At 59.4% G+C, this 24389-nt stretch carries 24 protein-coding genes, 1 tRNA gene, 1 pseudogene and 1 riboswitch; of the genes and pseudogenes, 16 read left to right on the top strand and 10 right to left on the bottom strand.

Going from position 1 to position 24389, the window contains the following annotated elements; genetic code table 11:
* The first annotated feature begins 214 nt into the window (after positions 1-214).
* The 3 genes and pseudogenes from argA to ACW5XC_RS05930 all read left to right on the top strand — a co-directional run.
* Complete coding sequence (gene argA, locus ACW5XC_RS05940) at positions 215-1543, top strand: amino-acid N-acetyltransferase (RefSeq protein WP_042055633.1); 1329 nt, start codon at positions 215-217, stop codon at positions 1541-1543.
* A 107-nt stretch (positions 1544-1650) separates the two neighbouring features.
* Positions 1651-1874, top strand: a riboswitch (Lysine riboswitch).
* A 90-nt stretch (positions 1875-1964) separates the two neighbouring features.
* A complete protein-coding gene (gene lysC / locus ACW5XC_RS05935) occupies positions 1965-3377 on the top strand; it encodes a lysine-sensitive aspartokinase 3 (protein WP_042055631.1) in 1413 nt (470 codons plus the stop codon).
* 70 nt (positions 3378-3447) lie between these two features.
* Positions 3448-3845, top strand: a pseudogene (locus tag ACW5XC_RS05930) (IS4 family transposase); the annotation flags it as partial.
* Between the two features lie 260 nt (positions 3846-4105).
* Here ACW5XC_RS05930 and ACW5XC_RS05925 read toward each other — a convergent pair.
* From ACW5XC_RS05925 to ACW5XC_RS05905, 5 genes are all read right to left on the bottom strand, one after another.
* Positions 4106-4660, bottom strand: a complete 555-nt coding sequence (locus ACW5XC_RS05925; protein ID WP_042055625.1) for a VOC family protein — start codon at positions 4658-4660, stop codon at positions 4106-4108.
* Positions 4654-5418 carry a hypothetical protein gene (locus ACW5XC_RS05920; protein ID WP_005337161.1) on the bottom strand — a complete coding sequence of 255 codons (765 nt, stop codon included), beginning with the start codon at positions 5416-5418 and terminating at the stop codon, positions 4654-4656. The genes ACW5XC_RS05925 and ACW5XC_RS05920 overlap by 7 nt, the downstream gene beginning before the upstream one ends.
* A gap of 191 nt (positions 5419-5609) precedes the next feature.
* Positions 5610-6335: an oxygen-insensitive NADPH nitroreductase gene (gene nfsA / locus ACW5XC_RS05915; RefSeq protein WP_042055623.1), complete on the bottom strand. Its 726-nt coding sequence runs from the start codon at positions 6333-6335 to the stop codon at positions 5610-5612.
* 71 nt (positions 6336-6406) lie between these two features.
* Positions 6407-7972, bottom strand: coding sequence for an AbgT family transporter (locus ACW5XC_RS05910; RefSeq protein ID WP_042055621.1), 1566 nt, complete (start codon positions 7970-7972; stop codon positions 6407-6409).
* A 143-nt stretch (positions 7973-8115) separates the two neighbouring features.
* Complete coding sequence (locus ACW5XC_RS05905) at positions 8116-10068, bottom strand: putative bifunctional diguanylate cyclase/phosphodiesterase (protein ID WP_013723827.1); 1953 nt, start codon at positions 10066-10068, stop codon at positions 8116-8118.
* An 861-nt stretch (positions 10069-10929) separates the two neighbouring features.
* Here ACW5XC_RS05905 and ACW5XC_RS05900 point away from each other — a divergent pair.
* From ACW5XC_RS05900 to ACW5XC_RS05890, 3 genes are read left to right on the top strand one after another with little or no spacing between them, the layout of a single operon-like run.
* Positions 10930-11868 (top strand): LysR family transcriptional regulator, encoded by a 939-nt coding sequence (locus ACW5XC_RS05900; RefSeq protein WP_042055620.1) that lies wholly within the window; start codon positions 10930-10932, stop codon positions 11866-11868.
* Between the two features lie 54 nt (positions 11869-11922).
* Positions 11923-12945, top strand: coding sequence for a response regulator (locus ACW5XC_RS05895; protein ID WP_042055618.1), 1023 nt, complete (start codon positions 11923-11925; stop codon positions 12943-12945).
* Positions 12946-12953: 8 nt separating this feature from the next.
* Positions 12954-13385: a PAS domain-containing protein gene (locus ACW5XC_RS05890; protein WP_042055615.1), complete on the top strand. Its 432-nt coding sequence runs from the start codon at positions 12954-12956 to the stop codon at positions 13383-13385.
* Between the two features lie 89 nt (positions 13386-13474).
* Here the strand turns inward: ACW5XC_RS05890 and ltaE are convergent, their stop codons facing one another.
* The 3 genes from ltaE to ACW5XC_RS05875 all read right to left on the bottom strand — a co-directional run bounded on the left by ltaE (position 13475) and on the right by ACW5XC_RS05875 (position 15803).
* Positions 13475-14494 (bottom strand): low-specificity L-threonine aldolase, encoded by a 1020-nt coding sequence (ltaE, locus tag ACW5XC_RS05885; RefSeq protein ID WP_042055613.1) that lies wholly within the window; start codon positions 14492-14494, stop codon positions 13475-13477.
* 112 nt (positions 14495-14606) lie between these two features.
* Positions 14607-15308: a Rossmann-fold NAD(P)-binding domain-containing protein gene (locus tag ACW5XC_RS05880; protein ID WP_042055611.1), complete on the bottom strand. Its 702-nt coding sequence runs from the start codon at positions 15306-15308 to the stop codon at positions 14607-14609.
* Positions 15309-15395: 87 nt separating this feature from the next.
* Entirely contained in the window at positions 15396-15803 is a 408-nt protein-coding gene (locus ACW5XC_RS05875) for a helix-turn-helix domain-containing protein (protein ID WP_042055610.1), read from the bottom strand.
* A 147-nt stretch (positions 15804-15950) separates the two neighbouring features.
* Between ACW5XC_RS05875 and ACW5XC_RS05870 the strand changes: the two genes are divergently transcribed.
* The gene (locus ACW5XC_RS05870; protein ID WP_042055867.1) at positions 15951-16850 is read left to right on the top strand and encodes an aldo/keto reductase; all 900 of its coding nucleotides are present in this window, start codon (positions 15951-15953) and stop codon (positions 16848-16850) included.
* 71 nt (positions 16851-16921) lie between these two features.
* Here ACW5XC_RS05870 and ACW5XC_RS05865 read toward each other — a convergent pair whose 3' ends face one another.
* The gene (locus ACW5XC_RS05865; protein WP_005337180.1) at positions 16922-17203 is read right to left on the bottom strand and encodes an RNA recognition motif domain-containing protein; all 282 of its coding nucleotides are present in this window, start codon (positions 17201-17203) and stop codon (positions 16922-16924) included.
* Between the two features lie 216 nt (positions 17204-17419).
* Positions 17420-17962 carry a hypothetical protein gene (locus ACW5XC_RS05860; protein WP_042055608.1) on the bottom strand — a complete coding sequence of 181 codons (543 nt, stop codon included), beginning with the start codon at positions 17960-17962 and terminating at the stop codon, positions 17420-17422.
* A gap of 106 nt (positions 17963-18068) precedes the next feature.
* On the opposite strand from ACW5XC_RS05860, the gene ACW5XC_RS05855 reads away from it, so the two are divergent.
* From ACW5XC_RS05855 to ACW5XC_RS05815, 9 genes are all read left to right on the top strand, one after another.
* Positions 18069-18839: an amino acid ABC transporter ATP-binding protein gene (locus ACW5XC_RS05855; RefSeq protein ID WP_019444712.1), complete on the top strand. Its 771-nt coding sequence runs from the start codon at positions 18069-18071 to the stop codon at positions 18837-18839.
* Positions 18832-19629 (top strand): amino acid ABC transporter permease, encoded by a 798-nt coding sequence (locus ACW5XC_RS05850; RefSeq protein ID WP_042056078.1) that lies wholly within the window; start codon positions 18832-18834, stop codon positions 19627-19629. The genes ACW5XC_RS05855 and ACW5XC_RS05850 overlap by 8 nt, the downstream gene beginning before the upstream one ends.
* A 2-nt stretch (positions 19630-19631) precedes the next feature.
* Positions 19632-20453 carry a transporter substrate-binding domain-containing protein gene (locus tag ACW5XC_RS05845; RefSeq protein ID WP_042056080.1) on the top strand — a complete coding sequence of 274 codons (822 nt, stop codon included), beginning with the start codon at positions 19632-19634 and terminating at the stop codon, positions 20451-20453.
* On the top strand, positions 20453-21358 hold the full coding sequence (locus tag ACW5XC_RS05840; protein WP_042056082.1) for an amino acid ABC transporter permease: 906 nt from the start codon (positions 20453-20455) through the stop codon (positions 21356-21358). The genes ACW5XC_RS05845 and ACW5XC_RS05840 overlap by 1 nt, the downstream gene beginning before the upstream one ends.
* Positions 21352-22089, top strand: coding sequence for a penicillin-insensitive murein endopeptidase (gene mepA, locus ACW5XC_RS05835; RefSeq protein ID WP_042056086.1), 738 nt, complete (start codon positions 21352-21354; stop codon positions 22087-22089). The genes ACW5XC_RS05840 and mepA overlap by 7 nt, the downstream gene beginning before the upstream one ends.
* 85 nt (positions 22090-22174) lie before the next feature.
* Positions 22175-22765, top strand: a complete 591-nt coding sequence (locus ACW5XC_RS05830; protein WP_042056087.1) for a LemA family protein — start codon at positions 22175-22177, stop codon at positions 22763-22765.
* Positions 22762-23487 (top strand): TPM domain-containing protein, encoded by a 726-nt coding sequence (locus tag ACW5XC_RS05825; RefSeq protein WP_005351128.1) that lies wholly within the window; start codon positions 22762-22764, stop codon positions 23485-23487. Before ACW5XC_RS05830 ends, ACW5XC_RS05825 begins: the two co-directional genes overlap by 4 nt.
* A gap of 20 nt (positions 23488-23507) precedes the next feature.
* A complete protein-coding gene (locus tag ACW5XC_RS05820; protein ID WP_005337196.1) occupies positions 23508-24125 on the top strand; it encodes a TPM domain-containing protein in 618 nt (205 codons plus the stop codon).
* Positions 24126-24262: 137 nt separating this feature from the next.
* Positions 24263-24350 (top strand) — tRNA-Ser (locus ACW5XC_RS05815).
* Positions 24351-24389: the final 39 nt, after the last annotated feature.

The raw sequence follows: 24389 nt of genomic DNA, 5'->3' as shown, positions 1-24389 counted from the left end.
ATCGAAGATAGCAGTTTATCGCGCCGGATCAACCGGCTGGCCCCTCCCCGCTCGCCCCAACGGCCATCTGCGCTTCCAACCATCCTTTCCCGATCTGCACGGCCAAGTCGCCCCGCGTAGACCAGAAACGGCCAAAATCAATATTTAGTCTTGATTTGTGAATTAATTTTCATATATTGAGCCAATCGCTGTTTTTTTATGGAAGAAATATCAAGTGCGTGAACGCGAACCCAGTCTGGTCAATGCCTTCCGGCAATCCACCCCCTATGTCAATGTGCATCGGGGTGCCACCTTTGTGCTGATGATGGGGGGAGAAGCCATCTGCCACCCCAACTTCGCCAATATCGTCAGCGATATCGCCCTGCTGCAGACACTGGGCATACGCCTGGTGCTGGTGTTTGGTTCACGTCCGCAAAACGATGAAGCGCTGGCCCGCGCCGGTATCGAGGCCCAGTATCACAAGCGGATCCGGGTCACCGATGACGAGAGTTTCACCATCATCAAGCAAGTGTGTGGCGGCCTGCAATATGACATCACCGCCCAGCTCTCCATGGGGCTCGCCAACACCCCCATGCAGGGGGCGCGGATCAGCGTGGTGAGCGGCAACTTTGTCACCGCACAGCCGCTGGGGGTGGATGATGGCATCGACTTTTGCCACAGCGGCCGGGTGCGCCGCATCGACGTGGAGGGGATCACTCGCCAGCTCGACCAGAAGAGTCTGGTGCTTATCTCCCCCATCGGCTGCTCGGTCACCGGCGAGAGCTTTAACCTGAGCTCGGAAGAGGTAGCCCGCCGGGTGGCGGTCGACCTCAAGGCGGACAAGCTTATCTGTTTCAGCAGCACCCAAGGGGTGATGGACAGACACGGCGAGGCTATCTCCGAGCTTTTCCCCGAACAGGCCGAAGAGCTGCTGGTGGAGCTGGAACAAGCGGGCGAAGAGATGTCCGGCACCGCCCGCTACCTGCGTGCGGCCATTGCCTCTTGCCGTGGCGGCGTGCCCCGCTCCCATCTGGTGAGCTATCAGGATGATGGCGCCATGCTGCAGGAGCTGTTCAGTCGCGACGGCCTCGGCACCCAGATCGTGCGGGAAAGCGCCGAGCAGGCCCGCGCCGCCACCATCGAGGATATCGGCGGCATTCTGGATCTCATTCGCCCGCTGGAGGAGGAAGGTATTCTGGTGCGCCGCTCCCGCGAGCAGCTGGAGATGGAGATCGACAAGTTCACCATCATCGAGCGCGATGGCCTCATCATCGGCTGCGCGGCCCTCTACTGCTTTATGGAAGAGGCGATGGCGGAGATGGCCTGCGTCGCTATCCACCCCGACTATCGCAACTCCAACCGGGGAGATCAGCTGGTGGCCAAGGTAGCCGAGCGGGCCAAACGGCTTGGCATTCGCCGCCTGTTCGTGCTCACCACCCGCTCCATCCACTGGTTCCGGGAGCGGGGCTTCGATCCGCTGGAAGTGGAAGATCTGCCGGTGGCGCGCCAGCGTCTCTACAACTGGCAGCGCCGTTCCAAGGTTTTGTCAAAGACCATTGCCTAAGTCATTGATCCTGCGTTGAGTTAGCTGACAATTTGAACTTTTTCACAAACTCGATTGACAGTGCAATCCAACGCAGGTTATTTCTAAACGCACTCCACCGCCCTGGTGGAGCCAGAAGAGGAGCGCTGCCCAGGCAGCCCAAGGGAGGACGCCAGCGTCCGGTGAACTTGGGTCAGGGGGAGCAGCGCCGAGACGAGTGAGGAGACTGGTGACCTCAACGTCGGCTGCGGGGGCTGAATCCCCCGGGTTGTCATCGGTAGTGATCATCCCCCACCGCGCCCTGTCAGGGGCGGTACGGGATGGGCTCTGCAGGTGGAGTGCTTCTGGCCGGGATAGCTTCGTTCATTCCTGCCATTTTCAGCCTCCTCCTCTCTTTTTTGCCCGATGGAACCGGAATCTTAAAATAAGACAGGAGTAAGCAATGAGCCCGATCAATGTCGCCAAGTTTGGCGGAACCAGTGTCGCCAACTTCCCGGCCATGAATCACTGCGCCGATATCGTGCTGGCCAATCCCGCCACCCGGGTGGTGGTACTGAGTGCCAGCGCCGGTGTCACCAACCTGCTGGTCGCCCTGGCACAAGGTGAGCTGGACGAAGCGGGCCGCGACGAGCAGCTGGCCAAACTGGCCGGGATCCAGCAGGCCATTCTGGCCGATCTCGGCAACCCCGTTGATGTGAGCGCCCTCATTCATGGCCAGCTGGACGAAATTCGCCTCATGGCCCAGCAAGCCCACCAGCATACCGATGCGGAGCTGGCCGACCGCCTCATCGCCTGCGGCGAGCTGATGTCTACCCGTCTCTTTACCGAACTGCTGCGCCAGCGCGGCGTCAAGGCCCACTGGCAGGATGTGCGCCAGCTGATGCGCACCGACAGCCGCTTTGGCAAAGCCACCGTCGATCTGGCCACCACCCGCACTCTCTGCCAGCAGACGCTGGGCCCGCAGCTGGGCGATAGCCTTATCATCACCCAGGGCTTTATCGGCGCCGATGGCGATGGGCGCACCACCACGCTGGGGCGCGGCGGCTCTGACTACAGCGCGGCCCTGCTCGCCGAAGCGCTCGATGCCGCCAGTATCGAGATCTGGACCGATGTGCCCGGCATCTACACCACGGATCCGCGCCTTGTCACCCGGGCTCGCCCCATTCCCGAAATCAGCTTTGTCGAGGCGGCCGAGATGGCCACTTTCGGCGCCAAGGTGCTGCACCCCGCCACCCTGCAACCGGCGGTGCGCCAGAATATTCCGGTGTTTGTCGGCTCAGCCAAGGATCCTGCCGCCGGTGGTACCTGGATCCGCGCCAGCACAGATTCAAGCCCGCTGTTTCGCGCCGTCGCCCTGCGCCGCCAGCAGGTGCTGGTGACCCTGCACAGCCTCAACATGTTCCACGCCTACGGCTTCCTGGCCGAAGTGTTCGGCATTCTGGCCCGTCACCGCATCTCGGTCGACCTCATCACTACCTCGGAAGTGAGCGTGTCACTGACCCTGGATCACACCGGCAGCCAGAGCAACGGCGAGCCGATCCTGAGCGACAAGGTACTGGCCGAGCTGGGCCAGCTTTGCAAGGTGGAGGTGGAAACCGGTCTGGCACTGGTGGCGCTCATCGGCAACCGGATGAGCGAAGTGAACGGGGTGGGCAGTCAGGTCTTTGACGCCCTGCGCGAGCACAACATCCGGATGATCTGCTACGGCGCCAGCGCCCACAACCTCTGCTTCCTGGTCAAGGAGAGCGAGGCGGGCAATATCGTCAACCGCCTCCATCAGGAGTTGCTGGACAGATCCTCAACCGAGGCAATTTCGAACACGCAACAGGGCGCCCGCAAGGTTGATGCCGATTAGTTAAGGATCAATTGATCGATCCTCTTGATGTGTAAAAATCCGAAACCAGTTGGCTTGGTTTCGGATTTTAATGCGTATCGAATAGACTCTCGACTTCCTCCACGCCAACAATGCCGCCCAGTTTGAGTCACTCTCCAACCTCATGTTCCCGAGCTCATAATGGCTCTGCTCGGCGAAGAGGGCGTCGCCACCCAGTGACCGTCCCGTTGGTGAACCCAGCGCCTTCCTGCAAGCCCACCAGAAGCTCGGGGACAAGAGTCACGAAACCGCCTCGATCTAGCACCAACATGCCTATCACCCAAACTGATCGTCGCCGATGATGTTATGTGGCTGATGCCCGATACCCCAGACTATGCCGCTGCGTTTGCCAATCCCAGCACCCAGCATGGCGAGACCGCTTATCCGCAAGTGCGCATGCTCTGCCAGATGAAGCTCACTAGCCACCTGCTTGTTCAAGCGATCATGGAGAGGAGGGTGTTGGTGCGCAGACACAGTTTGCAACGGTAGCGGCGCATCCCCCGACTCCATCCCCAAGGCACTTGTGTTACCGAAACGAAGGGAGCGAAGTTACCCGCGGCTTGAAGGCAAGGCCACAGAGGCACAGTGTGAAAAAAGCCAATAAAAACAATATAATTCAGGCTTAACTGACTGGTATTAGTCACACCGGTAACCCCTTTTGCTGCGTTATTCAAGAGCCTTGTCAGGCTCGCACCGCATTGAACGCAGGATCACTCCTGATCGAAATAATCCGCAGGCACCGCGACCACAGCACCGGTCGCCACCTCTTCGGCGATCACCTCAGCCAGCGAGCGCAGATGAAACTTGATCTGTCCGGAGGGCAACATCAGGCCAATATCGGGGTTGCGGGTATCCTGCATGTTGCCGGTTTTGAATGGCAGCTCGGGATAGCGCGCTACCAGATCTTGCAGTGAAGTGACCACCAGCTCGATATGTTCCAGCCCCGCCTGATGGACGCGACCCGGTTTCGGTGCAGCCAGCTCGATACAGGGTACCTGTACCTCACCAGCCAACAGCGGCTGATGCAACTGATAAGTGGCGATGGGACGTCCGCCAATCATCCCCTCCACCAGCAAGGAGCCCGCCTCGGCCAGCACAGCACATAGCGCGCGGTATTCCTGCAGGGTAGCCGCCCGATAACAGAGGTGATCGACCGTTGGCCGGGAAATGGTGACGCCAGTGGCGGCCAGTTCGGCCAACAGCTGAGAAACAAATGGGGCCATTGGCCCCAGTGTGGAATCGAGTGGATGGGACATGCTTACCATTTCTTCTTGGGTTGAAACAGGACATCGAGCTCGTCGGCTTCCTTGTCCTTGATGTTTTGCAGATCCTGGGCGCTGTTTTGCTGCTGCAGCTCTTCAAGCTCCTTGAGCCCCTGACGCATATCTTCTTCACGGGCCAGCAGATAGGGATCCTTGTCGCCCACGCTCGCCATGGCCGACAGACCCTTGGTATAGAGCTGGCGGCATGTACCATATTGGCCCTGAATGCGGGCATCCATCGCCCGCTTGACCAGATTGGAGATGTTGATCTTGAGCTGCATCAGCTCAAGGCGGCGCTCTTCCTGGGCAAACCCCTGAGGGTCAATCTTGCCCTTGTTGTGCTCGACCCGCAGCACGGCCCGCATCTTCTTGACCAGCTGCAGCATCTGGATCGCCTGACGATCGGACTCCGGGGTCTTGAACTGCCCCTCATCCTGCACACTGTAGTTCTCCTGCACATTCTTGATCTGGGTCTGCACATCGACGATGCGCTGCTTGATCTGATTGTTCGGCATCACCTGGGCGATGGCGCGATAGGCATCGAGGATCCGGTGCTGCAACAGCAACACCATGTTCTTGGAGAAAGGCACCAGATTGACGTTCAGCAGCACCTCTTCGGTCTCGTCGGCCACCGTCTTGTGTCTGGCAACGGCGTGACGCTTGTCCGCCTCTGCCTTCTGCTTATATTGCTGCACCACGTTATAGGCGATAACCAAAAACAGGAGTGCGCCAATAGACAGCAATACCAAAGTTAAAATCATAGGATGTCCAAACCCCTGTTCCTATCCAATTGCGTGATCCTACAACAGCTTACCCACTTAAGGTAGCCTGCAGATCCCCCCTTGCCCACGATTTGTCACCAAGCTGTGCCCCCAGTCTCAGGGAGAGATTGCAGGATCAGGGGATGATGACCATGACGGTCACCTCCCCATAGTATCGCCCATCAGCGCCATTACTTGAGGTTAAAGCCCCGCGATTGCAGGAATCCCAGCATGAAAGGGCGGGACTCCTTGCCCAGAATGGCGCGGATCTGGCCGCTCCAAGTCTGCTGCTTGTTGTTGCTGCTGCGGGCTTGATAGTAGTCCGCGATCTGCTGATCGTACCGGGCCAGCAGGCCGCGCTCCAGCTCGTGCTGGTAGCGCTCCTGATGCACCACCAATCCCCTGGGCAGACGGGGTTTCTGCTCCGGCTGCTGGGCAGGATGACCAAGGCAGAGGCCAAACAGCGGGATCACCTGATGGGGCAAGCCGAGCAGTTCGCTCACCTCGGCCGGATGGTTGCGAATGCCGCCGATATAGACCCCGCCCAGCCCCAGCGACTGCGCCGCCAGCAAGGCGTTTTGCGCCATCAGAGCGCCGTCGATGGCTCCGATCAGCAACTGCTCCGCATAGCCGGTCTGGGCCTCGGGCACGATCTGGGTGTGGCGGTGGTAATCGGCGCAGAACACCAGAAACTCGGCCGCCTGCACCACATAGGGTTGATTGCCCGCCAGCATGGCCAACTGCTGACGCGCCTCGGGCTCGCAGACTCGCACAATACTGGTCACCTGCAAAAAGCTCGAGGTTGAGGCGGACTGGGCGGCGGCGAGAATGACATCCAGCTGCTGCGGGGCGATCGGCTCGGCAGTGAACTGACGAATGGAGCGATGGGAAAGGATAAGATCGATGGTCTGATTCATGGCACCTCCAAAATGAGGTAACACCATAGCGAAAAAAACGAGGGAGCCCAAGGCTCCCTCGCACACCCAGCTTAAGGGGCCGGATAGACGTAAGGGGCTTGCAACCCGAGCGGGAAGCCGAGCGCCCAGTAGAGCAGCAGGAAAATCGTCCAGCTCACCAGGAAGGCAAGCGAGTACGGCAGCATCATGGAGACCAGAGTACCGATCCCGGTGCTCTTAACATACTGCTGGCAATAGACCACCACCAGCGGGAAGAAGACCATCAGCGGGGTGATAATGTTGGAGGCGGAATCCCCTACCCGATAGGCCGCCTGGGTCAGCTCGGGGGAGATCCCCACCGCCATCAGCATGGGTACCAGGATCGGACTGATCAGCGCCCACTTGGCCGAAGCCGACCCCACCACCAGATTGACGCTGGCGGTGAGCAGGATCATCCCGACGATGGTCACCTCACCGGGCAGCGCCAGCGCATGGAGCACTTCGGCACCGGAGAGGGCCAGCAGGGTGCCCAGATTGGAGTCACCAAACGCCTTGATAAAGAGCGCGCAGAAGAAGGCCATCACCATGTAGGAGCCCATCTTGTTCATGGTGGCCGACATAGCGTCGATCACATCCTTGCCACTCTTGAAGCTGCCTGCGACAAAGCCGTAGACAATCCCGGGCAGGATAAAGAGCAGGAAAATGAGCGGCACTATGGACTTCATCACCGGCGCGGCGAAGGTGGTCAGGGAGCCATCGGCAGCACGCAGCGGTGAATCGCTCGGGGAGAGCGCCAGCGCCAGCAGCACGATAGCCGCCAGCATGGCAAACCCGGCCCAGTTGAAGGCCCGGCTCTCTTGCGCGCTGTAGCGCCCCATCTCGTCGGCACTCTCCAGATCCTCGTTGAGCGCCACATGCTTGAGGCGCGGCTCCACCACCTTTTCGGTGACGAACCAGCCGACGCAGATGATCAGCAACGAAGAGGCACCGGTAAAGATGATATTGCACAGGGTGTTGACCATGTAGTCAGGATCGAGCAACTGAGCGGCGGACTGGGTAAAACCCTGCAGCAGCGCATCCCCGCCGGAGGGCAGGAAGTTGGCGGCAAAACCGCCGGAGACACCGGCAAAGGCAGCTGCGATCCCCGCCAGCGGATGGCGTCCGGCAGCGTGGAAGATGATGCCACCGATGGGGATCACCAGCACATAACCCGCATCTGCGGCGGTGTGGCTGACGATCGCCACCAGGATCAGCATGGGAGTGAGAAAACGGGCAGGCGTCACTTTCAGTAACTTTTTCAGACCGGTATTGATAAAACCGGACTGCTCGGCCACCCCGACCCCGAGCATGGCCACCAGCACGATCCCCAGCGGGGCAAAGCCGGTGAAAGTGGTCACCATGGTGGAGAGAAACTCGGCCAGACCGGCACCGGTCAGCAGGTTGTTGACCACTACCGCCTCCCCGGTACGGGGGTTGACCAGATCAAACTGGAATTGTGACAACACCCAGGAGCCGACCCAGACGATCAGCAAGGCGTAGAGGAACAGCATGGCGGGGTCGGGTAATTTGTTCCCGGCTTTCTCGACGCCATTGAGGAAACGGTTCAGCCAACCTTTGGGAGGGCTGGCCGGACGGTCATTGACAGCAGCATGACTCATTATTGCGATACTCCTTTCCCTAGAAACGAGGTCGCATGCTAGCAATTCCAGCCAATCCGTCTCATGACCGATCGCAAAAGAATGATTAATTTTGATTAAATATTGCGGAATAAAATCCCAAGTTGTGGCTTAACGCACACTTGTTACTCTGCCATCACGGCATCTAGCAGTGGATAACGCCCAACCTGGCACTCCACCACAAAACCGCTCGCCTCGACTTGTGCCACTGTCAGCGGCTTGCTGAACAGATATCCCTGAAACACATGGCACCCCTGGGTCTGCAGTGCGGCCAGCTCGTGAGGCTCCTCCACCCCTTCCGCCATGATCCCCAACCCCAGATTGGTGGCCATGGCCGCAGTCGCCCGGATCACCGGCAAGTTGAGGCCGACCACGAAGGAGCGATCCAGCTTGATGTTGTTGATCGGCAACCGGTTGAGATAGGCCAGCGAGGAGTAGCCGGTACCGAAATCATCGATGGCAATCTTGATCCCCTGCTCGCTCAAATCGTCCAGAATGCCGAGGCACCCCTTCATATCGAGCATCAGCACGGTTTCGGTCAGCTCCAGCGTCAACAGGGAGGCATCCACCCCGTGCAGCTCCAGCTGCTGGCGAACTTGCCCGGGCAGCGCCGACGAGAGCTGGAAACCGGAGAGGTTGACGGAGACCGGCACCCGCTGATGGAAGCGCTTCTGCCAGCTGGCGACCTGTGCCAGCGCGGTGGAGAGCACCCAGCTGCCGATCTCGCGGATCAGCCCCATCTCTTCGGCCAGCGGGATAAATTCCACCGGCGACACATGGCCGAGCACCGGGTTGTACCAGCGCAGCAGCGCCTCATAACCGATCAGACGCCGTTTGGCGGCATCGACCTGCGGCTGGTAACAGAGGCTCAGCTCCTGACGGCCGATAGCCTTGGCCAGAAACTGTTTGAGATTGAGCTTGCGCTGCAGGGTCTGTTGCATGCTGGGGGTGAAACGCTGCCAGCGCAGCCGCCCCATCTGCTTGGCCTGATACATGGCCATATCGGCACGGGTGATAAGGTTGTCCCCGTCATCCGCATCATCGGGATAGATGGCAATACCGATGCTGCCGCCGATGGTCACCTCCGGCAGCCCGCTCAGTTGCAGCGGCTTGGTCATCTGGGAGAGCATCTGATCGGCCACCTCTTGCGCCCGATCCCCCTGATTGCCCAGCGGCACCAGTGCTGTGAATTCATCGCCACCGAGGCGAGCCAGCTCCACATCCCGCGGGCAAATCTGTTTGAGGCGACCGGCGACCCGCTCCAGCAGGCGATCTCCCGCCTTGTGGCCGTAGTTGTCGTTGACCAGCTTGAAGTTGTCCAGATCCATGAACACCAACGCGAAACGCTCCCCCAGCCCGCAATAGGCCTCAAGGGATTTCATCAAGCCATACCGATTGAGCAGGCCGGTCAGGGAGTCGTGCCAGGCGAGGTGGCGATGCTCCAGCTCTTCGAGTTTGCGATCGGTAATATCCCGCATGGTGAGCAGAATGCGGGCCCCCTGCTGGATATAGCGGAACTGATACTGGAACCAGCGCATCCCCTTGAGGGTACGGCACTCCCCCTCGGTCACCACTTCATCGAGACGGGAGAGCTTCTGGTAGAAGCTGTCATCATTGCCGGAGAAAACCTGGGAGAGCTTGGCGATCTGGTGGCCGAAACACATTTCGAAGTGATAGTTACCACTCTCGAACACACCATGGCTATCGAACAGGCAGGCAAGGGTATCGCCGGTTGCCAGCGAGGACTCCTGATAGAGGGTATCGGAGTCGAGCACCGCTTCGGTCATCATCATCAGCCGGCCAGCCAGTTGAATACCGGAGAGGCGCAGATAGATCTGCTTCTTGACCCCCTTTGGGGAGAGGGTCCACCACTCGTTGTAACTGCGCCCCTGCTGAAAATCACCCAGATAGCGCTGCAACAGCAGATCGATGGCGGTTGCCATATCGGCAGAGAAGTCGCGGGAGCAGAGTTCGTCGAGAGACGTCGCCTCCCACACGGAGAGCGCGGCGCTGTTTGCCCAGAAAATATGGTGATGCTCGATGTCATAAACCCAGATCGGGGTATGCAGAACATCCATCGTCTTCAGTAACCGTTCGTCAAGCGTATTCATCTGGTCAAGGTCATTCATGCTGGATGGTCACTGGTTAACCGGAAAACAGATCTGGCAAACCGCTAGCTGCAGAATGCAAGGTGCAAATACCTCTCGGCCATTATCCCTTTTCACATAGCCAAGAGCGGACAAAACTATTTCAGATATCAACAACAGGGTAGCCTGTGCGGCAATACTACAAAGGACTCAGCCAAGGACCCTGTTAATCCAAGCAAATCATATAGTCGATTTTTAACTTTTTTCCCCAGTAAAAACAAGCACTAAGAGCTATTCACTCGAGACCTTGAAAGAGCAATTGCATATTTGCTGCGACAAATTTCTTATTAACATTTAAATCAATGGTGGAAATAGTCATCACTCTCTGTCACAAAGCTTCCATTAATTAACCAAGCGGATGGATAAACAGCCAAAAAAACGCCAAAACGGACAAAAATAGTTCACTAAGGCGGAATTGATATACCCCAAATTCATTTTTCAACAGGCAATGAGCAAAACCCGAATATATGATCTGCATCACATTGGCAGTGGATGGCAAACCACCCCGGCTGAGTACGCAGAGCAACCCGGTGCCCTTCCATCAGGTTGCAATATCGGCCTTCGCCTGCGGTTATAGCGGAACAAATCAGGGAATATGGCAAACATCACTGCCGCAGTACCATTTGGCATCGTGCCGGAATAATCACCAGCTCGGGGAAACTGAGATGACGGGCGGGTGGATAACTGGTATCAACAGAAATCGAATCCAGATCAATTAAACGCTGAATTACCCTTGCCAACCCGGAACGCTCTTTTTATGGTTGCCCCCTTGTTACACCCAGAACAGCGTTTATGAAGCACATCGAAGAGTTCTACCTGTTCGTCAAGGTGGTGCAAGAGGGAGGATTCTCCCATGCTGCAGCCGCACTGGGCATGCCAACAGGCACCATCAGTCGACGCATTTCCCAGCTGGAAGAGCAACTGGGTTGCTCCCTGCTACATCGCTCTACCCGTAAACTCCGTCTTACCGATGAAGGGCTCAGATACTACGAGCGTCTCTGCACACCGCTTGCACAAATCGAGCAGGCCACCAGCGAGATCCGGGGTAAAGAAGCAGACATCACCGGGCTTATCCGGATAGCCGCGCCGATCGCGCTCTCCAACACCATCCTCATCGATATGCTGGCCGAATTCGGGCTGCACTATCCCGAGGTACAGTTCGATATCACCCAGACCAATGATCACCAGCACCTGTTCGACAATGATCGGGATCTGGTGTTCTTCAACGGTGAGCTGCCCCAGTCGCTGCCCAATGCGATCTGTCTCGGTCATATCGAGTACGGCCTGTTTGCCTCGCCACTCTATCTGACCAAGAAGGGAACCCCCTCCCACCCCAGCCAGCTGGAAGAACATGATCTCATCTACTGCTGGCCACACCAGCACTGGCAACTGACCGACAAGGATGGCCAGAACATCTGCATCAAACGCAGCGCCAAACTGACCGTCAACCAGACTCAGGCCGCCGTGCGCGCAGCCCGGCGTCATCTGGGGATAGTCAACGCCCCGCTGCACTATCTGAGCAGCTTCCTCCATGACGAGCAGCTGGTACCGGTACTGAACGACTGGCAGACCGGCAATCGCCCCTTCTACATGTTGTGTTGCCAGCACCAGTTCGCCCCGTTGCGTGTTAAGATGTTCGCTGAATTTGTTGAGAAATACTCCGCACGCTATCGTAACCGGCAATGGGATAACCAATTTTCACAGGGTGACAACCTCCCACATTGCATCTGACTGTTAGCGGGCCACACTTATAGCAATCCTTGCCAACAGAGCCTGCCTAACGCCATGAATGTATTGATATGTGATGACTCCGGGTTCGCCCGCAAACAGCTGGCACGAGCGCTACCGGCTGACTGGAAAGTCGATTTGCACTATGCGGCGAATGGCCTTGAAGGGATCGAACAGGTGCTGATGGGCCATGGGGATCTCATCTTTCTCGATCTGACCATGCCGGAAATGGACGGTTACGGCGTGCTGGAGACCCTCCAACGGGAGGGTCTACGCAACAAGGTGATCGTGGTCTCCGGGGATATCCAACCAGAGGCCTATCAACGGGTCATGGGGCTAGGGGCGCTCGATTTCATCAAGAAACCTGCCGCCCCAGAAACCCTGCTCGCCCTGCTCAAAAAGCATGATTTCTGGAGTGCCACCCCGAGCGGTCAACCAAGCGCCCCCGAGCAGCAGCCAAACGGAGTGGTAGCCGATGCAGGCGTCAAGATCACCCCCGAAATCCGCGATGTCTATCAGGAGCTGGCCAACGTCTCCATGGGTCAGGCCGCCGACTTGCTGGCTCGTCTGCTCAACGCCTTCGTGGTACTGCCTATCCCCAACGTCAACGTGCTGGAGGTCTCCGAGCTGCACATGGCCCTTTCTGCCGCCGCCGACTCGGATACCCTCTCCGCCGTCTGTCAGGGGTTTATCGGGGCGGGGATCGCCGGCGAAGCGCTGATCCTGTTCCATGACTCCAGCTTCAAAGATTTGGCCAAGCTGATGAACCATCAGGGGACGCTGGATCGCACCGCCGAACTGGAGCTGTTGATGGATACCGCCAACGTGCTGATAGGCGCCTTCCTGCGCGGCTATGCCAACCAGCTCGACACCCCCTTCAGTCAGGGACACCCGGTGGTGCTCGGCCAGCACAGACCCATCAACGAACTGATCCACACCAACAAGAGTCGCTGGCGCCGCACGCTCGCCATCGAGATCAACTACCGGATCCAGGATTACGCGGTGCAGTGTGATCTGCTGCTGCTGTTTACCGAAGATTCCATCGCCACCATGAACAACAAAATCATGCACATGCTCTAGGAGTGACTATGGAAATCCGTGAATTTCATTGGTTGATGAACATAGTCCAGAACCTGGACGTAGGCTTGGTGGTGCTTGACAAGGAGTACAAGATACAGGTGTGGAACGGCTTTATGGAGAGCCACAGCGGCCGACTGGCCAGTGACGTGCGCGATGGCCTACTGTTCGAGCTCTTCCCCGATGTGGACAGAGCCTGGTTCGAGCGCAAGGCCAACATGGTCTTCAAGCTCAACAACCGCGCCTTCAGCACCTGGGAACAGAAGCCCTACCTGCTGCGTTTCTCCAACTATCGCCCCATTACCGGCTCGGCCCCCCATATGTTCCAGAACCTGACGCTGGTGCCACTGGCCGATTTCGGCGGTCAGGTGACCCACATCGCGGTGATGATCTACGACGCTACCGATGAGGCCATGCTGATGAGCGGCCAGCGGCAGGCTTGAGCTTGCAGCAAATAACAGAGGGCGCCGCAGCGCCCTCTGTTATTTCGGTATGAACAGGTCTTGGTATAACCTCTACCTGACCAGCCGTCTCAACACGCCCCGAGATACTCGGTGAAGGCGTCGATCACCTCTTCAATATCGTCATCGTTGATCTGCAGATGAGTCACCAGCCGCAGCTCGCCGTAACCGGAGAAGAGGATCCCCCGCTCCTTCATAAAAGCGAGCAGAGGGGCCGATTCCCCCTCACGCAGCCGCAGGAACACCATGTTGCTCTGCACCAGCGAGAGGTCGAGCTCGATGCCCGGCAGTGCAGCCAACCCTTCGGCCAGCCGTTTGGCACGGCGGTGATCATCGGCCAGGCGGGTCACATGCTGCTCGAGGGCAAACAGACCGGCTTGCGCCAGAATCCCCGCCTGACGCATGCCACCTCCCAGCATCTTGCGTAGGCGGCGCGCACGGGCGATGAAATCGTGGCTGCCCACCAGCAGCGAGCCCACCGGTGCCCCCAACCCCTTGGAGAGACAAATCGAGATGCTATCAAATGGAGCGGCGATCACCTCGACCGGGGTCTCGCTGGCCACGACGGCGTTAAAGAGCCGTGCGCCATCGAGATGGAGCTTCAAGCCACGTTCAGCAACAAATGCCCCCATCTCCTGCAGATAGGAGAGCGGCAGCACCTTGCCGTTGTGGGTGTTCTCAAGGCAGATCAGGCGAGTCTGGACAAAGTGGGCATCATCAGGGGCCAGCGCGGCCCTGATATCATAGAATGCCAGTGTGCCATCGCGCTGCATCGGCAAGGGTTGCAGGGCTACGGAGCCCAGCACGGCACTCCCCTGCGCTTCATAGCGATAGATGTGAGCGGCGTTGCCGAGGATGGCCCCCTCACCGCGCTGACAGTGGCTCATCACCGCCAACAGATTGGACATGGTGCCGGACGGCACAAACAGCGCCGCCTGTTTGCCCAGCAATCTGGCCCCAAAGGCCTCCAGCGCGTTGACGCCCGGATCTTCACCATAAACATCGTCACCGACTTCGGCGTGGAGCATGGCTTGACGCATGGCGTCAGTAGGCTGGGTGACGGTGTCACTTCGTAAATCGATATAGCGCATGAGATCCCTCCTGAAACAGGAGAGTGACGTTAGCCATGCGCCCCTCGCTTGGCAAGGGGCGCATGAGCAGAATGTGAAGCCAATAGACGTCCGTAGAACCCGCAGGCGGGATTTACCAGGGCAGCGGCTGACCGTTGAGATCCAGTAGCTGGCCCGATTGAGTCAATGATAACCCCTTGATGAGATTGAGCAGTTTCACCGCCACCTCGGCAGGCTCCTGCAATTGATCCGCGGGCAACTCGCTCAGAAAGGGGGTATTCATCGGGGAGTCCATCAAGCCGGGCGCAACGGCCACCACCCCTGCTTGCGGGAAACGCTGCGTCCACTCAAGGGCCAGGGTTTTCACCCCCATGTCGAGGGCCGCCTTGCTCATCCGGTAGCTGTAACGTCCCCCCTCCAGATTGGCGGTGATGGAGCCCGCCAGATCGGAGATGGCGCAGAGCCACAGCGGATGGTCATTGCCCATCAACCGGCTGAAACGGGCAGCCAGCGCCAGTGTTGGCCAGGCATTGGCCAGCAGGCTGTCGCACAGCCACTTGGGGTGCACCTCTTCGACCCGCCGCTCCGGCATAAAGCTGACATCGTGCAACAGGCCGATGGTATTGATCACAACGGTGGGAAGCGGATCGCAATCGTAGAGGGTAAACAAGGCATCGAACGAGATGGCATCGACATCTGGCAGCGGGAAGAAGTCCTCCATCTCGATCCCTTTGGGATAGTTGCGCCCGGCCAGCAGGAATGACTCCCCCCTTGCCATCAGCTCTCTTGCCAGCGCCGAGCCCAGCGCACCACTTCCGAGGATCAAGTAGCTCATCGCCCATTCCATGGAGACTTATCTTGCTTAGAGCGTATCAGAATAATCAACCGGCCGTGACACGACCAAAGGGTAATATGCTCCTCATCACGCTTCCCCCAGATGGCGGCCAAACTCCCGCGCCAGCGCCAAGTCGAGAAAACCGTCCGCTTTCTTGTGGGTGCGCAAAAACTGGTAGTAGGCGAGCAGGGTGACCAGCGCCTCCTCATCGGGCAGCCCCACCCTGGGTTGCTGCTCGCCCAGCAGTAGCTGCGCCGCTGCCAGCGCCTCCCTGTCTACCACTTCCGCCTGACGGTAGAGATAACCGCAGCCGGTTGCCAGCCACTCCAGCGAGCAGTTGGCCCCCATGGCGATCTGGTTGGCCCGCGCCAGGCCAGGCTCGGCTCCCTTCAAATATTTGCGGATCAGCGCTTCACTGAGCCCCACCTTGCGGGCAAACGCGCTCACGCTCATCTCCCCGATCAGGCTCTGCAAGCGCTCGGCAAATCCTTCCATCCAACTATCTCTCCTACTCTGCGATCAGAACCAAAGTTCGAATCATGCCACTGCCCATTATTGCTTTGCCAGCCACATGAGGCCAAGATGCCCGCAGTCATCTATGTTGCACATCGTTTTCGCATCGTGTTTTTCAAGGAGTCAACCATGTCTGTATCCCGTGTCGCCCTGCATCCGCAAGGTCCCACCTTCTCTCGCCTCATCATGGGTTACTGGCGCCTGATGGAGTGGCAGCTCTCTCCGGCCGCTCTGCTCGATCTGATGAAATATCATCTGGATCTGGGGGTCACCACCATCGATCACGCCGATATCTATGGTGGCTACCAGTGCGAAGAGGCCTTTGGTCACGCCCTGCGCCTCGAGCCTTCCCTGCGCAGCCGGATGGAGATCGTCACCAAGTGCGGTATCGCCCTCACCGCCAAGCCGGAGCATGCTCTCAACCACTACAACACCGGCAAGGACCATATCATCGCCAGCGCCGAAGCCTCGCTGCGCAAGCTCGGCACCGACCATCTGGACCTGCTGCTGATCCACCGCCCGGATCCCCTGATGAACGCAGATGAAGTGGCCGACGCCTTTATCACCCTGAAACAGGCGGGCAAGATCAAACACGCCGGGGTATCCAACTTCACCGCCCGTCAGTTAGAGCTACTGCAATCGCGCCTCCCCTTCCCGCTGATCACCAACCAGCTGGAGATCTCGCCGCTTCATCAGGAAGGGACCCTCGATGGTACCCTGGATCAGTGCCAGCAGCTTGGTATCAAGCCGATGGCCTGGTCATGTCTCGGCGGCGGCCGACTGTTCAGCGATGACGCCTATGCCCCGCTGCGTGCCGAACTGGAGCAGATCCGTCAGGAAGTGGGCGCCCAGACTATCGAGCAGGTGGTCTACGCCTGGGTAATGATGCTGCCAAGCCAGCCGCTGCCCTTGATTGGCTCCGGCAAACGGGAGCGGATTGCTGCCGCCGTGGCCACCGAATCCATCGTCCTCAATCGCCAGCAGTGGTTCCGCATCCGCAAGGCGGCGCTCGGTTACGACGTCCCCTGATAACAGCAAAACGTCCAGAAACAAAAACGGCATGGGGGAAACCCATGCCGTTTTTTTATTGCCGAGGTACCTTAGCGGTGGCGCTGTTGCGGGCGACCACGGGGAGCATCTGTCTTCGGTTTGGCCTGGTTGACGGTGATGGTACGGCCACCGACTTCTGTGCCATGCAGACCAGCGATGGCCTTTTCGGCATCACCATTGACCGGCATTTCAATAAAACCAAACCCCTTTGACTGGCCGGTATCGCGGTCGATGATGATATCAACCTTGTCGACCTGTCCAAACTGGCTGAACAGGGTTTTCAGTTCGTCGGCCGTCATCCGGTACGACAGATTTCCTACGTAAATCTTCATGCCATCCACTCTCGATTCAAGGTGCCTTCTCTATGCAATTCCCAGCATAACGGTAAGGGCACAACCCCTATGCCGGACCTGCCATGGCTTCATGCCGTGGCCTTCTCCACACTGTCGTCAAGTGATTGATCTCTTGGGTTAACAGTGCAGACAAGATCAATTCGAGTCACTGGCAGTATCTGAGCTTTGCCGGGAATTGTCGAGAAAATAGTCGACTCAGGCCGATTGCAGATCTGACAACCGTTGCGCCAGCATCCGGCGACCGTGCCAGGCCCGTTTAAAGCCGAAGCGATAGACAGACGGGCTCACCAGATGGAGCTCCCCCGCCTTGAGATCCAGCAAGGCCATGGCCGCCGCCAGCTCCTTTTCACTCAGTTGCAGATCGAGGCTGAAGTCGAGCCACTGGCCGTCGTGACCCACTCGCCGCTCCCGCTCGAGCGCCACCAGCTGGCTGCGGGGCAGCGCCAGCGCCTCATCCTTGTTGCCATTGAGCAGATAGATATGCTGTTCATCCCACCCCAGCTCCGCCAGGCGCCAGGGCTGCCAGCTGCGGGGCAGCGACACCATGATCCCGGTGATGCCACCAAAGACCACGCCTACCCAGTTGAGCAGCGCCATGGCACCCCAGCCATCCCACAAGGAGGCCACCACCACGCCCCAACTCACCAGCAACAGCAGAAAAATGACGCAGCGATAGCGAACCGCTGGCGGCATCAACAGCTGCACCTGCGAACCGGCAAGCAAGGATGTAATACGCATGAAAAGCTCCTGTCATCACGAAATGGCGCCATTGTGAATAGCCATCAGGATGCTGACAAGGGGGTTTTCTTTGTCATCCCCCTATAAAATCAATACCATGGCGTAAATGATTCTCAGTGGAACCCGCTTCTTGACCAGCTCGCAACCCTGTGTGCGCTTTTGTGGCGTCGACAAATTCTATGGCGACTTTCAGGCTCTTCATCACATCGATCTCACCATTGAACGGGGAGAGAAGTGGGTCATCTGTGGCCCGTCAGGCTCGGGAAAATCGACCCTGATCCGCACCATCAACGGGCTGGAGGGGATCGACGACGGCCAGCTGTTCCTGTTTGGCGAGCCGGTAACCCCCGCCTACTTGCGTCGCCTGCAAGGCCGGGTCGGCATGGTGTTTCAGCAGTTCAACCTCTTCCCCCATATGACGGTGCTGGAGAACCTGATGGTGGCGCCGGTGCATACCCTGGGGTTGCGCCCTCAGGAGGCCAAAGCCCGGGCGCTCGGGCTGCTCGAGCGGGTGCGCATTCAGGCACAGGCCGACAAGTACCCACACCAGCTCTCCGGCGGCCAGCAGCAGCGGGTCGCCATCGCCCGCTCCCTCTGCATGCAACCCGAGCTGATGCTGTTTGACGAGCCCACCTCCGCCCTCGACCCCGAGATGATCCGCGAAGTGCTCGATGTGATCCGCGAGCTGGCTGACGAGGGGATGACCCTGATCTGCGTCACCCACGAGATGGGCTTTGCCCGTCAGGTGGCGGATCGGGTGCTCTTTATGGACGAGGGCAAGATCATCGAGTCGGCCCCGCCCGCCCAGCTGTTCAACGCCCCCCGGCACCCGCGCACCCGGGCCTTCCTCGAACAGGTGCTTAGCTATCATGGCTAGGCTCAAACGCCCCCACCTGCTCGGCTGGTTGTCGGGCACAGTGATGCTCTCTGTGTTGCTCGGTTGGGCTCTTTACAGTGGCGCTCGCCAGATGGGCTATGAGTGGCAGTGGCCACGGGTGTTGCCCTTTCTCGGCGAATGGGATGAGGGGAGCTTTTATGCCGGCCCCCTGCTAAACGGCCTGCTGGTCACTTTGCAGGTGGCACTGCTCAGTCTGCTGGGCACGATGGCGGTCGGTGTGTGCGTGGTCAGCCTGCGGCTGCTTCCCTCCAGACTCGGACCCTGGCTCGCCATCACCTATCTGGCGCTGGTGCGCACCACGCCCCAGCTGGTGCAACTTTATATTCTCTATTTCTTGCTGGGCCCCATGCTGGGATTGGCCCCCCTTGCCTGCGCCGTGTTGAGCCTCTCCCTCTATCAGGGGGCCTTCACCGCCGAAGTGCTGCGTGCAGGTGTACAGGCCATTCCCAAAGGACAGTGGGAGGCAGCCCGGTCGCTTGGCTTGTCACGGGCCATCACCCTGCGCAAGGTGATCCTGCCCCAGCTGGTGCGCATCACCTTGCCGCCGCTGACCAACGAGCTGGTCTCCCTTATCAAACATTCGGCGCTGGTGAGTGTGATCGCCATCTTCGATCTGACCAACGAAGGGCGTACTCTGGTTGCCGATACGTTTCTGACCTTTGAGGTGTGGTTTACCGTAGCTGCCCTCTATTTACTGTTAACCCTGACGCTGTCAGCCTGTTCGCGGGCGCTGGCCCGTCACCTGAATCCGGATCAACAAGGACGCTAACCATGACTCTGTCATTCAAGACCACCCTGTCGGGCGCAGCCCTGCTGCTGGCAAGCCTGCTCACTCCGGCACTGGCACAAACTGCCCCCTCCGACACCCAGGCGCAGATCGAGCAGAGCGGTACCCTGCGGGTCGGCATGTCCACCTTCGCCCCCTGGGCGATGCGCGACAAGCAGGGGGCCCTGATCGGTTTCGAGATTGACGTGGCCCGTCGCCTCGCCACAGATAACGGCTGGCAGGTAGAGTTCGTGCCTACCGCCTGGGATGGCATCATCCCCTCCCTGCTGGCGAAAAAATATGACGTCATCATCGGCGGCCTCACCATCACCCCCGAGCGGGAGAAGAGCGTGCGCTTCACCCAGGCCTACTCCCATTCGGGGGTGCAGCTGGCCGCCTCCAGCACCATGGCCAAAGAGAAGAAAACCGTGGCGGACTTCAACCAGCGCGGGGTAATCTTGGCGGTACGTCGTGGCGCCTCACCGGTACAGGTGGCAAAAGAACACTTCCCCAAGGCCACCCTGCGCCAGTTTGATGACGAGTCACAGGTATTTCAGGAGGTGCTGAACGGCCGCGCCCACGGCGCCCTCTCCTCTTCCCCGAAACCCGAGCAAGAGGCGCTGCGCCACCCGGATGCCCTCTTTATGCCGTTTGCCGAGCCGTTGGCACAAGGCGATGAAGGCTTTGCCCTGCGCAAGGGGGATGATGCCCTGGCTGAACAGTTCAACGAGTGGATCGCCGCCCGTCAGGCCGATGGCTGGCTCAAGGCGCGCCATGACTACTGGTTCAAGTCGCTGGCCTGGGAAGCGCAGGTCGCCAACCCCTGATGCTGATTGCTCTAAAAGAGACCATCCGGCGCATCGTCCGTGGGGCATGTCGGAACATCAACTGGCTGGATGGGGCGATCGCCCTGATCCTGCTGCTGGCTGGCCTCTGGCTGGCCAGCCGCTTGCACATAGGGGTGGCCTATCAGTGGCGCTGGCATGAGGCCTTCGATCTGCTGTTCACCCCTGGCCCTCACGGCGAGTTGCCCTACTTTTTCAGCGGTCTGCTCACCACCTTGCGCATCGCCCTGCTCGGCATGGTGCTGGCGCTGCTGCTCGGCACTGCGCTGGGGGTAGCCGCCTTCAGCCGCCGCCCCTGGCTGGTGATGCCCGCGACCCTGTTTATCCAGCTGATCCGCAATCTGCCGCCGCTGGTCTTTATCTTCATCTTCTACTTCTTTATCGCCAACCAGCTGCTGCCTGCGAGCGGCCTCTCCCGCTGGCTCGGCACCGTATCACTCTCCCCGTGGCAAGAGGCGCTGTTTGGCCCACCTGCCCGCTGGGAAAACCTCATCTCAGGCACCCTCTGCGTTGGCATGATCAGCGCAGCCTTCGTCGCCGAGATCGTCCGTGCCGGGCTTGCCGCCATCCCCCGTGGCCAGTGGGAGGCGGCGCAGAGCCTCGGGCTCTCCCCCTGGGTGCGGCTGCGCCATGTGATCCTGCCGCAGGCCATGCTGCTGATGCTCCCCCCCCTCACCGGTCAGCTCATCGCGCTGGTGAAGGATACCGCCATTGTTTCCCTTATCTCGGTGCAGGAGCTCACCTTCGTCGGCACCGAGATGGCCAACTCCAGCGGACTGGTCTACGAGATCTGGCTGCTGGTGGCCGCGGCCTATTTATTTATATGTTTGAGTCTGTTCGTATGGCTGAGCCGACTCGAAGCAAGACAAGGAGCACGCACATGCTGACGTCCCTGTTGCTGGCGACTGTATTGCAAGCGGAAGCCATCGGTGGTTATGCCGCCGGTTGCCTGAAAAACGGCGTATCCCTGCCCCTCGAAGGGCCGGGTTATCAGGTGATCCGTACCAAACGGCTGCGCTACTACGGCCACCCCGACCTCATCCACTATCTGCAAGCGCTGGCCAACCAGACCCGCATGGCCGGGCTGCCGGATCTCTATATCGCCGATCTGGCGATGGCCCGTGGCGGCCCCTTTACCTCCGGCCATCGCAGCCACCAGACTGGCCTTGATGCCGATATCTGGTTTCGCATGGCCAACCGCCCCATCAGCAAATGGGAGCAGGATGCCCCCAAGGAGTGGGCACTGATCGACGAACCCAGCTACAAGATGTTGCCGGGTCGCTTTGGCCCCCAGCAGCTCACCCTGCTGCGGCTGGCGGCCAGCAAGCCCGAGGTGGCCCGCATCTTCGTCAATCCGGTGATCAAATCCGCGGTCTGCCAGCAGGCTGGTGACGAGCCCTGGGTCGCCAAGCTGCGCCCCTGGGTGGGCCACTTCAGCCACTTCCACGTACGGCTGCGCTGCCCGGTGGGCAGCCCAGATTGCGAGCCCCAGGCTCCCATTCCGCCCGGCAATGGCTGTGGGGAAGAGCTGACATCCTGGCTAAAAGACAAGCCCCAGTTGCCCAAGGTCTCCGGCATCAACAAGCGACCTGAGCTACCTGCGCGTTGTGGCAACTGACCCCAAGCTGGTATGGTGGTGCACTCTTGGTCGTACACCATCCATGGCGCACTATCGACTCGAAATACCAAAGGAGAACAACAAGATGGCCACATCACTCTGGCGCAAAACCACGCAGAGCCTGTTGACCCTGACCCTGCTGCTCGGCCTGACCGGCTGCGGCATGAACAATATTCCGACCCTGGATGAGCAGGTCAAGGCGAGCTGGGGACAGGTTGAGAACCAGTATCAGCGCCGCGCCGATCTCATTCCCAATCTGGTGGCAACCGTCAAGGGCTACGCCAGCCATGAGCAGGAGACCCTAAAGGCGGTCACCGATGCCCGTGCGCGGGTCGGCAGCGTGCAGGTGAGCGATCCTGCCCAGCTCAAGGAGTTTGAAGCGGCGCAGAACCAGCTCTCCAGCGCCCTCTCCCGCCTGATGGTAGTGGTAGAACGCTACCCCGAGCTGAAAGCGGATCAGCAGTTCCTTGCCCTGCAGGCACAGCTGGAAGGAACCGAGAACCGCATCTCGGTGGCTCGCCGCGACTATATCGAGGCGGTACGCCAGTTCAATACCGAGATCCGCACCTTCCCCGGCGTTATCTGGTCCAAGCTGCTCTACTCGGATCTGGAGGCCAAACCCAGTTTCAGTGCAAAACCCGGTGCCGATGAGGCGCCCAAGGTCAGCTTCCAATGAAGATGATGCTGCGCTGGTTTCTTCCCTGTCTGCTGCTCTGGGCCAGTGCCCTGCAAGCGGCACCGGACTTCCCGACGCTGAGCGGACGGGTGGTGGATGAAGCCAGTCTTATGTCCCGCAAACAGGCCCATCAACTGACCCAACAGCTGGCCGCCTTTGAAAAGCGCAGCGGTATCCAGCTGGTGGTGGTCTCTGTCGACAGCCTCGATGGGGAGACTATCGAGGAGTACGGCTACCAGCTCGGTCGTCACTGGGGGATCGGCCAGAAAGGTAAAAACAATGGCGTGCTGTTGCTGATCGCCCAAGATGAGCGCAAGGTGCGGATCGAGGTAGGCTATGGATTGGAAGGCGCCCTGCCCGACGCCATCGCCGCCAACATCATCCATGGCCGCATCCTGCCCGCCTTCAAGCGCGGCGATATGGTGGCCGGGATCATGGCGGGCAGCCAGAGCATCATGAAGGCACTCGCCGGAGAATATCAGCCGGTCGAGCAGCCAAAGAGTGACAACGGTGGCGGCCCCTGGCTGTTTATTCTGGTGGTGATTGCGATGATCGTGCTCCACAACCTGCGCGGGGGTGGTGGCGGTGGGCCGGGAGGACGACGTCGGTCGACCTACATGGCTGGTGGATTGGGTGCCGGCTCCTTTGGTGGTCGCTCTGGCGGCGGATTCAGCGGTGGCGGCGGCAGTTTTGGCGGCGGCGGGGCCTCCGGTGGCTGGTAACAGGAGTAAAGAGACAAATCATGATTTCTAAACAGTTCTTCCACACGCTTCAGGCCAAAGTGCGCGAAGCGGAGCTAGAGACTGATGCTGAACTGGTCACCGTGCTGGCCCCGGCCAGCGATGGCTATCGCTACATTCCCACCCTCTGGGCGGCGCTGCTGGCGATGCTCACGCCGCTGCTGGTGTTCCAGCTCGGCTTCTGGCTCGGCTGGTACGAAATCCTGCTGGTGCAGTGGTCGGTCTGGCTGCTGCTGAGCCTGCTGTTCCACTGGACCCCCATCAAGATGCGGCTCATCCCGAAGAAGGTTCGCCAGCACCGGGCGGCCCTGATGGCTCGCCTGCAATTTGTCGAGCAGGGGCTGCACCGCACCCGCGACCGGCTCGGGGTGCTGATCTTCGTCTCGGCCGCCGAGCACTATGTAGAAATACTGGTGGATGACGGCATCGCCCAGCATATCGACAACGGCCAGTGGCAGGAGATCATCGACGACTTCGTGGCGCGAGTGCGCAACAAGGAGATCGAACAAGGTTTTCTGGAGTGCGTTGAGCGCGTTAGCGCCATTCTGACCGATGCCTTCCCGGCCACCCGGGATCAAAACGAGCTGCCGGACAGCCTGATCATCCTCGACAAGCCCTGATCCGGTTTAAAAAACAGGCATTCTGCGCAAGGGTTAGGCATTCGGAAAAGATTATGAAAAATAAGGGGAAAAGAGGTTGACCCACACAGCCCTTTCCCCTAAATTACGCCCCGTTCCAGCGCAGCGAACGAAAATTTGGTGAGGTGTCCGAGTGGCTGAAGGAGCACGCCTGGAAAGTGTGTATACGGCAACGTATCGAGGGTTCGAATCCCTCCCTCACCGCCAAATATAAAAAAACCGACCTCAGGGTCGGTTTTTTGCTTT

Source organism: Aeromonas sp. 25-AL00135, assembly GCF_054052385.1.
The sequence above is the reverse complement of the archived record's forward strand: the minus strand, read 5'-3'. Positions and strand labels throughout refer to the sequence as shown.

What these genes read in the sequence shown, in the direction of transcription:
- lysC (WP_042055631.1), top strand. Translation starts at nt 1,965, where the DNA reads ATGAGCCCGATCAATGTCGCCAAGTTTGGCGGAACCAGTGTCGCCAAC.
- ACW5XC_RS05925 (WP_042055625.1), bottom strand. Translation starts at nt 4,660, where the DNA reads ATGGTAAGCATGTCCCATCCACTCGATTCCACACTGGGGCCAATGGCC.
- ACW5XC_RS05920 (WP_005337161.1), bottom strand. Translation starts at nt 5,418, where the DNA reads ATGATTTTAACTTTGGTATTGCTGTCTATTGGCGCACTCCTGTTTTTG.
- nfsA (WP_042055623.1), bottom strand. Translation starts at nt 6,335, where the DNA reads ATGAATCAGACCATCGATCTTATCCTTTCCCATCGCTCCATTCGTCAG.
- ACW5XC_RS05910 (WP_042055621.1), bottom strand. Translation starts at nt 7,972, where the DNA reads ATGAGTCATGCTGCTGTCAATGACCGTCCGGCCAGCCCTCCCAAAGGT.
- ACW5XC_RS05905 (WP_013723827.1), bottom strand. Translation starts at nt 10,068, where the DNA reads ATGGATGTTCTGCATACCCCGATCTGGGTTTATGACATCGAGCATCAC.
- ACW5XC_RS05900 (WP_042055620.1), top strand. Translation starts at nt 10,930, where the DNA reads ATGAAGCACATCGAAGAGTTCTACCTGTTCGTCAAGGTGGTGCAAGAG.
- ACW5XC_RS05895 (WP_042055618.1), top strand. Translation starts at nt 11,923, where the DNA reads ATGAATGTATTGATATGTGATGACTCCGGGTTCGCCCGCAAACAGCTG.
- ACW5XC_RS05890 (WP_042055615.1), top strand. Translation starts at nt 12,954, where the DNA reads ATGGAAATCCGTGAATTTCATTGGTTGATGAACATAGTCCAGAACCTG.
- ltaE (WP_042055613.1), bottom strand. Translation starts at nt 14,494, where the DNA reads ATGCGCTATATCGATTTACGAAGTGACACCGTCACCCAGCCTACTGAC.
- ACW5XC_RS05880 (WP_042055611.1), bottom strand. Translation starts at nt 15,308, where the DNA reads ATGAGCTACTTGATCCTCGGAAGTGGTGCGCTGGGCTCGGCGCTGGCA.
- ACW5XC_RS05875 (WP_042055610.1), bottom strand. Translation starts at nt 15,803, where the DNA reads ATGGAAGGATTTGCCGAGCGCTTGCAGAGCCTGATCGGGGAGATGAGC.
- ACW5XC_RS05870 (WP_042055867.1), top strand. Translation starts at nt 15,951, where the DNA reads ATGTCTGTATCCCGTGTCGCCCTGCATCCGCAAGGTCCCACCTTCTCT.
- ACW5XC_RS05865 (WP_005337180.1), bottom strand. Translation starts at nt 17,203, where the DNA reads ATGAAGATTTACGTAGGAAATCTGTCGTACCGGATGACGGCCGACGAA.
- ACW5XC_RS05860 (WP_042055608.1), bottom strand. Translation starts at nt 17,962, where the DNA reads ATGCGTATTACATCCTTGCTTGCCGGTTCGCAGGTGCAGCTGTTGATG.
- ACW5XC_RS05855 (WP_019444712.1), top strand. Translation starts at nt 18,069, where the DNA reads ATGATTCTCAGTGGAACCCGCTTCTTGACCAGCTCGCAACCCTGTGTG.
- ACW5XC_RS05850 (WP_042056078.1), top strand. Translation starts at nt 18,832, where the DNA reads ATGGCTAGGCTCAAACGCCCCCACCTGCTCGGCTGGTTGTCGGGCACA.
- ACW5XC_RS05845 (WP_042056080.1), top strand. Translation starts at nt 19,632, where the DNA reads ATGACTCTGTCATTCAAGACCACCCTGTCGGGCGCAGCCCTGCTGCTG.
- ACW5XC_RS05840 (WP_042056082.1), top strand. Translation starts at nt 20,453, where the DNA reads ATGCTGATTGCTCTAAAAGAGACCATCCGGCGCATCGTCCGTGGGGCA.
- mepA (WP_042056086.1), top strand. Translation starts at nt 21,352, where the DNA reads ATGCTGACGTCCCTGTTGCTGGCGACTGTATTGCAAGCGGAAGCCATC.
- ACW5XC_RS05830 (WP_042056087.1), top strand. Translation starts at nt 22,175, where the DNA reads ATGGCCACATCACTCTGGCGCAAAACCACGCAGAGCCTGTTGACCCTG.
- ACW5XC_RS05825 (WP_005351128.1), top strand. Translation starts at nt 22,762, where the DNA reads ATGAAGATGATGCTGCGCTGGTTTCTTCCCTGTCTGCTGCTCTGGGCC.
- ACW5XC_RS05820 (WP_005337196.1), top strand. Translation starts at nt 23,508, where the DNA reads ATGATTTCTAAACAGTTCTTCCACACGCTTCAGGCCAAAGTGCGCGAA.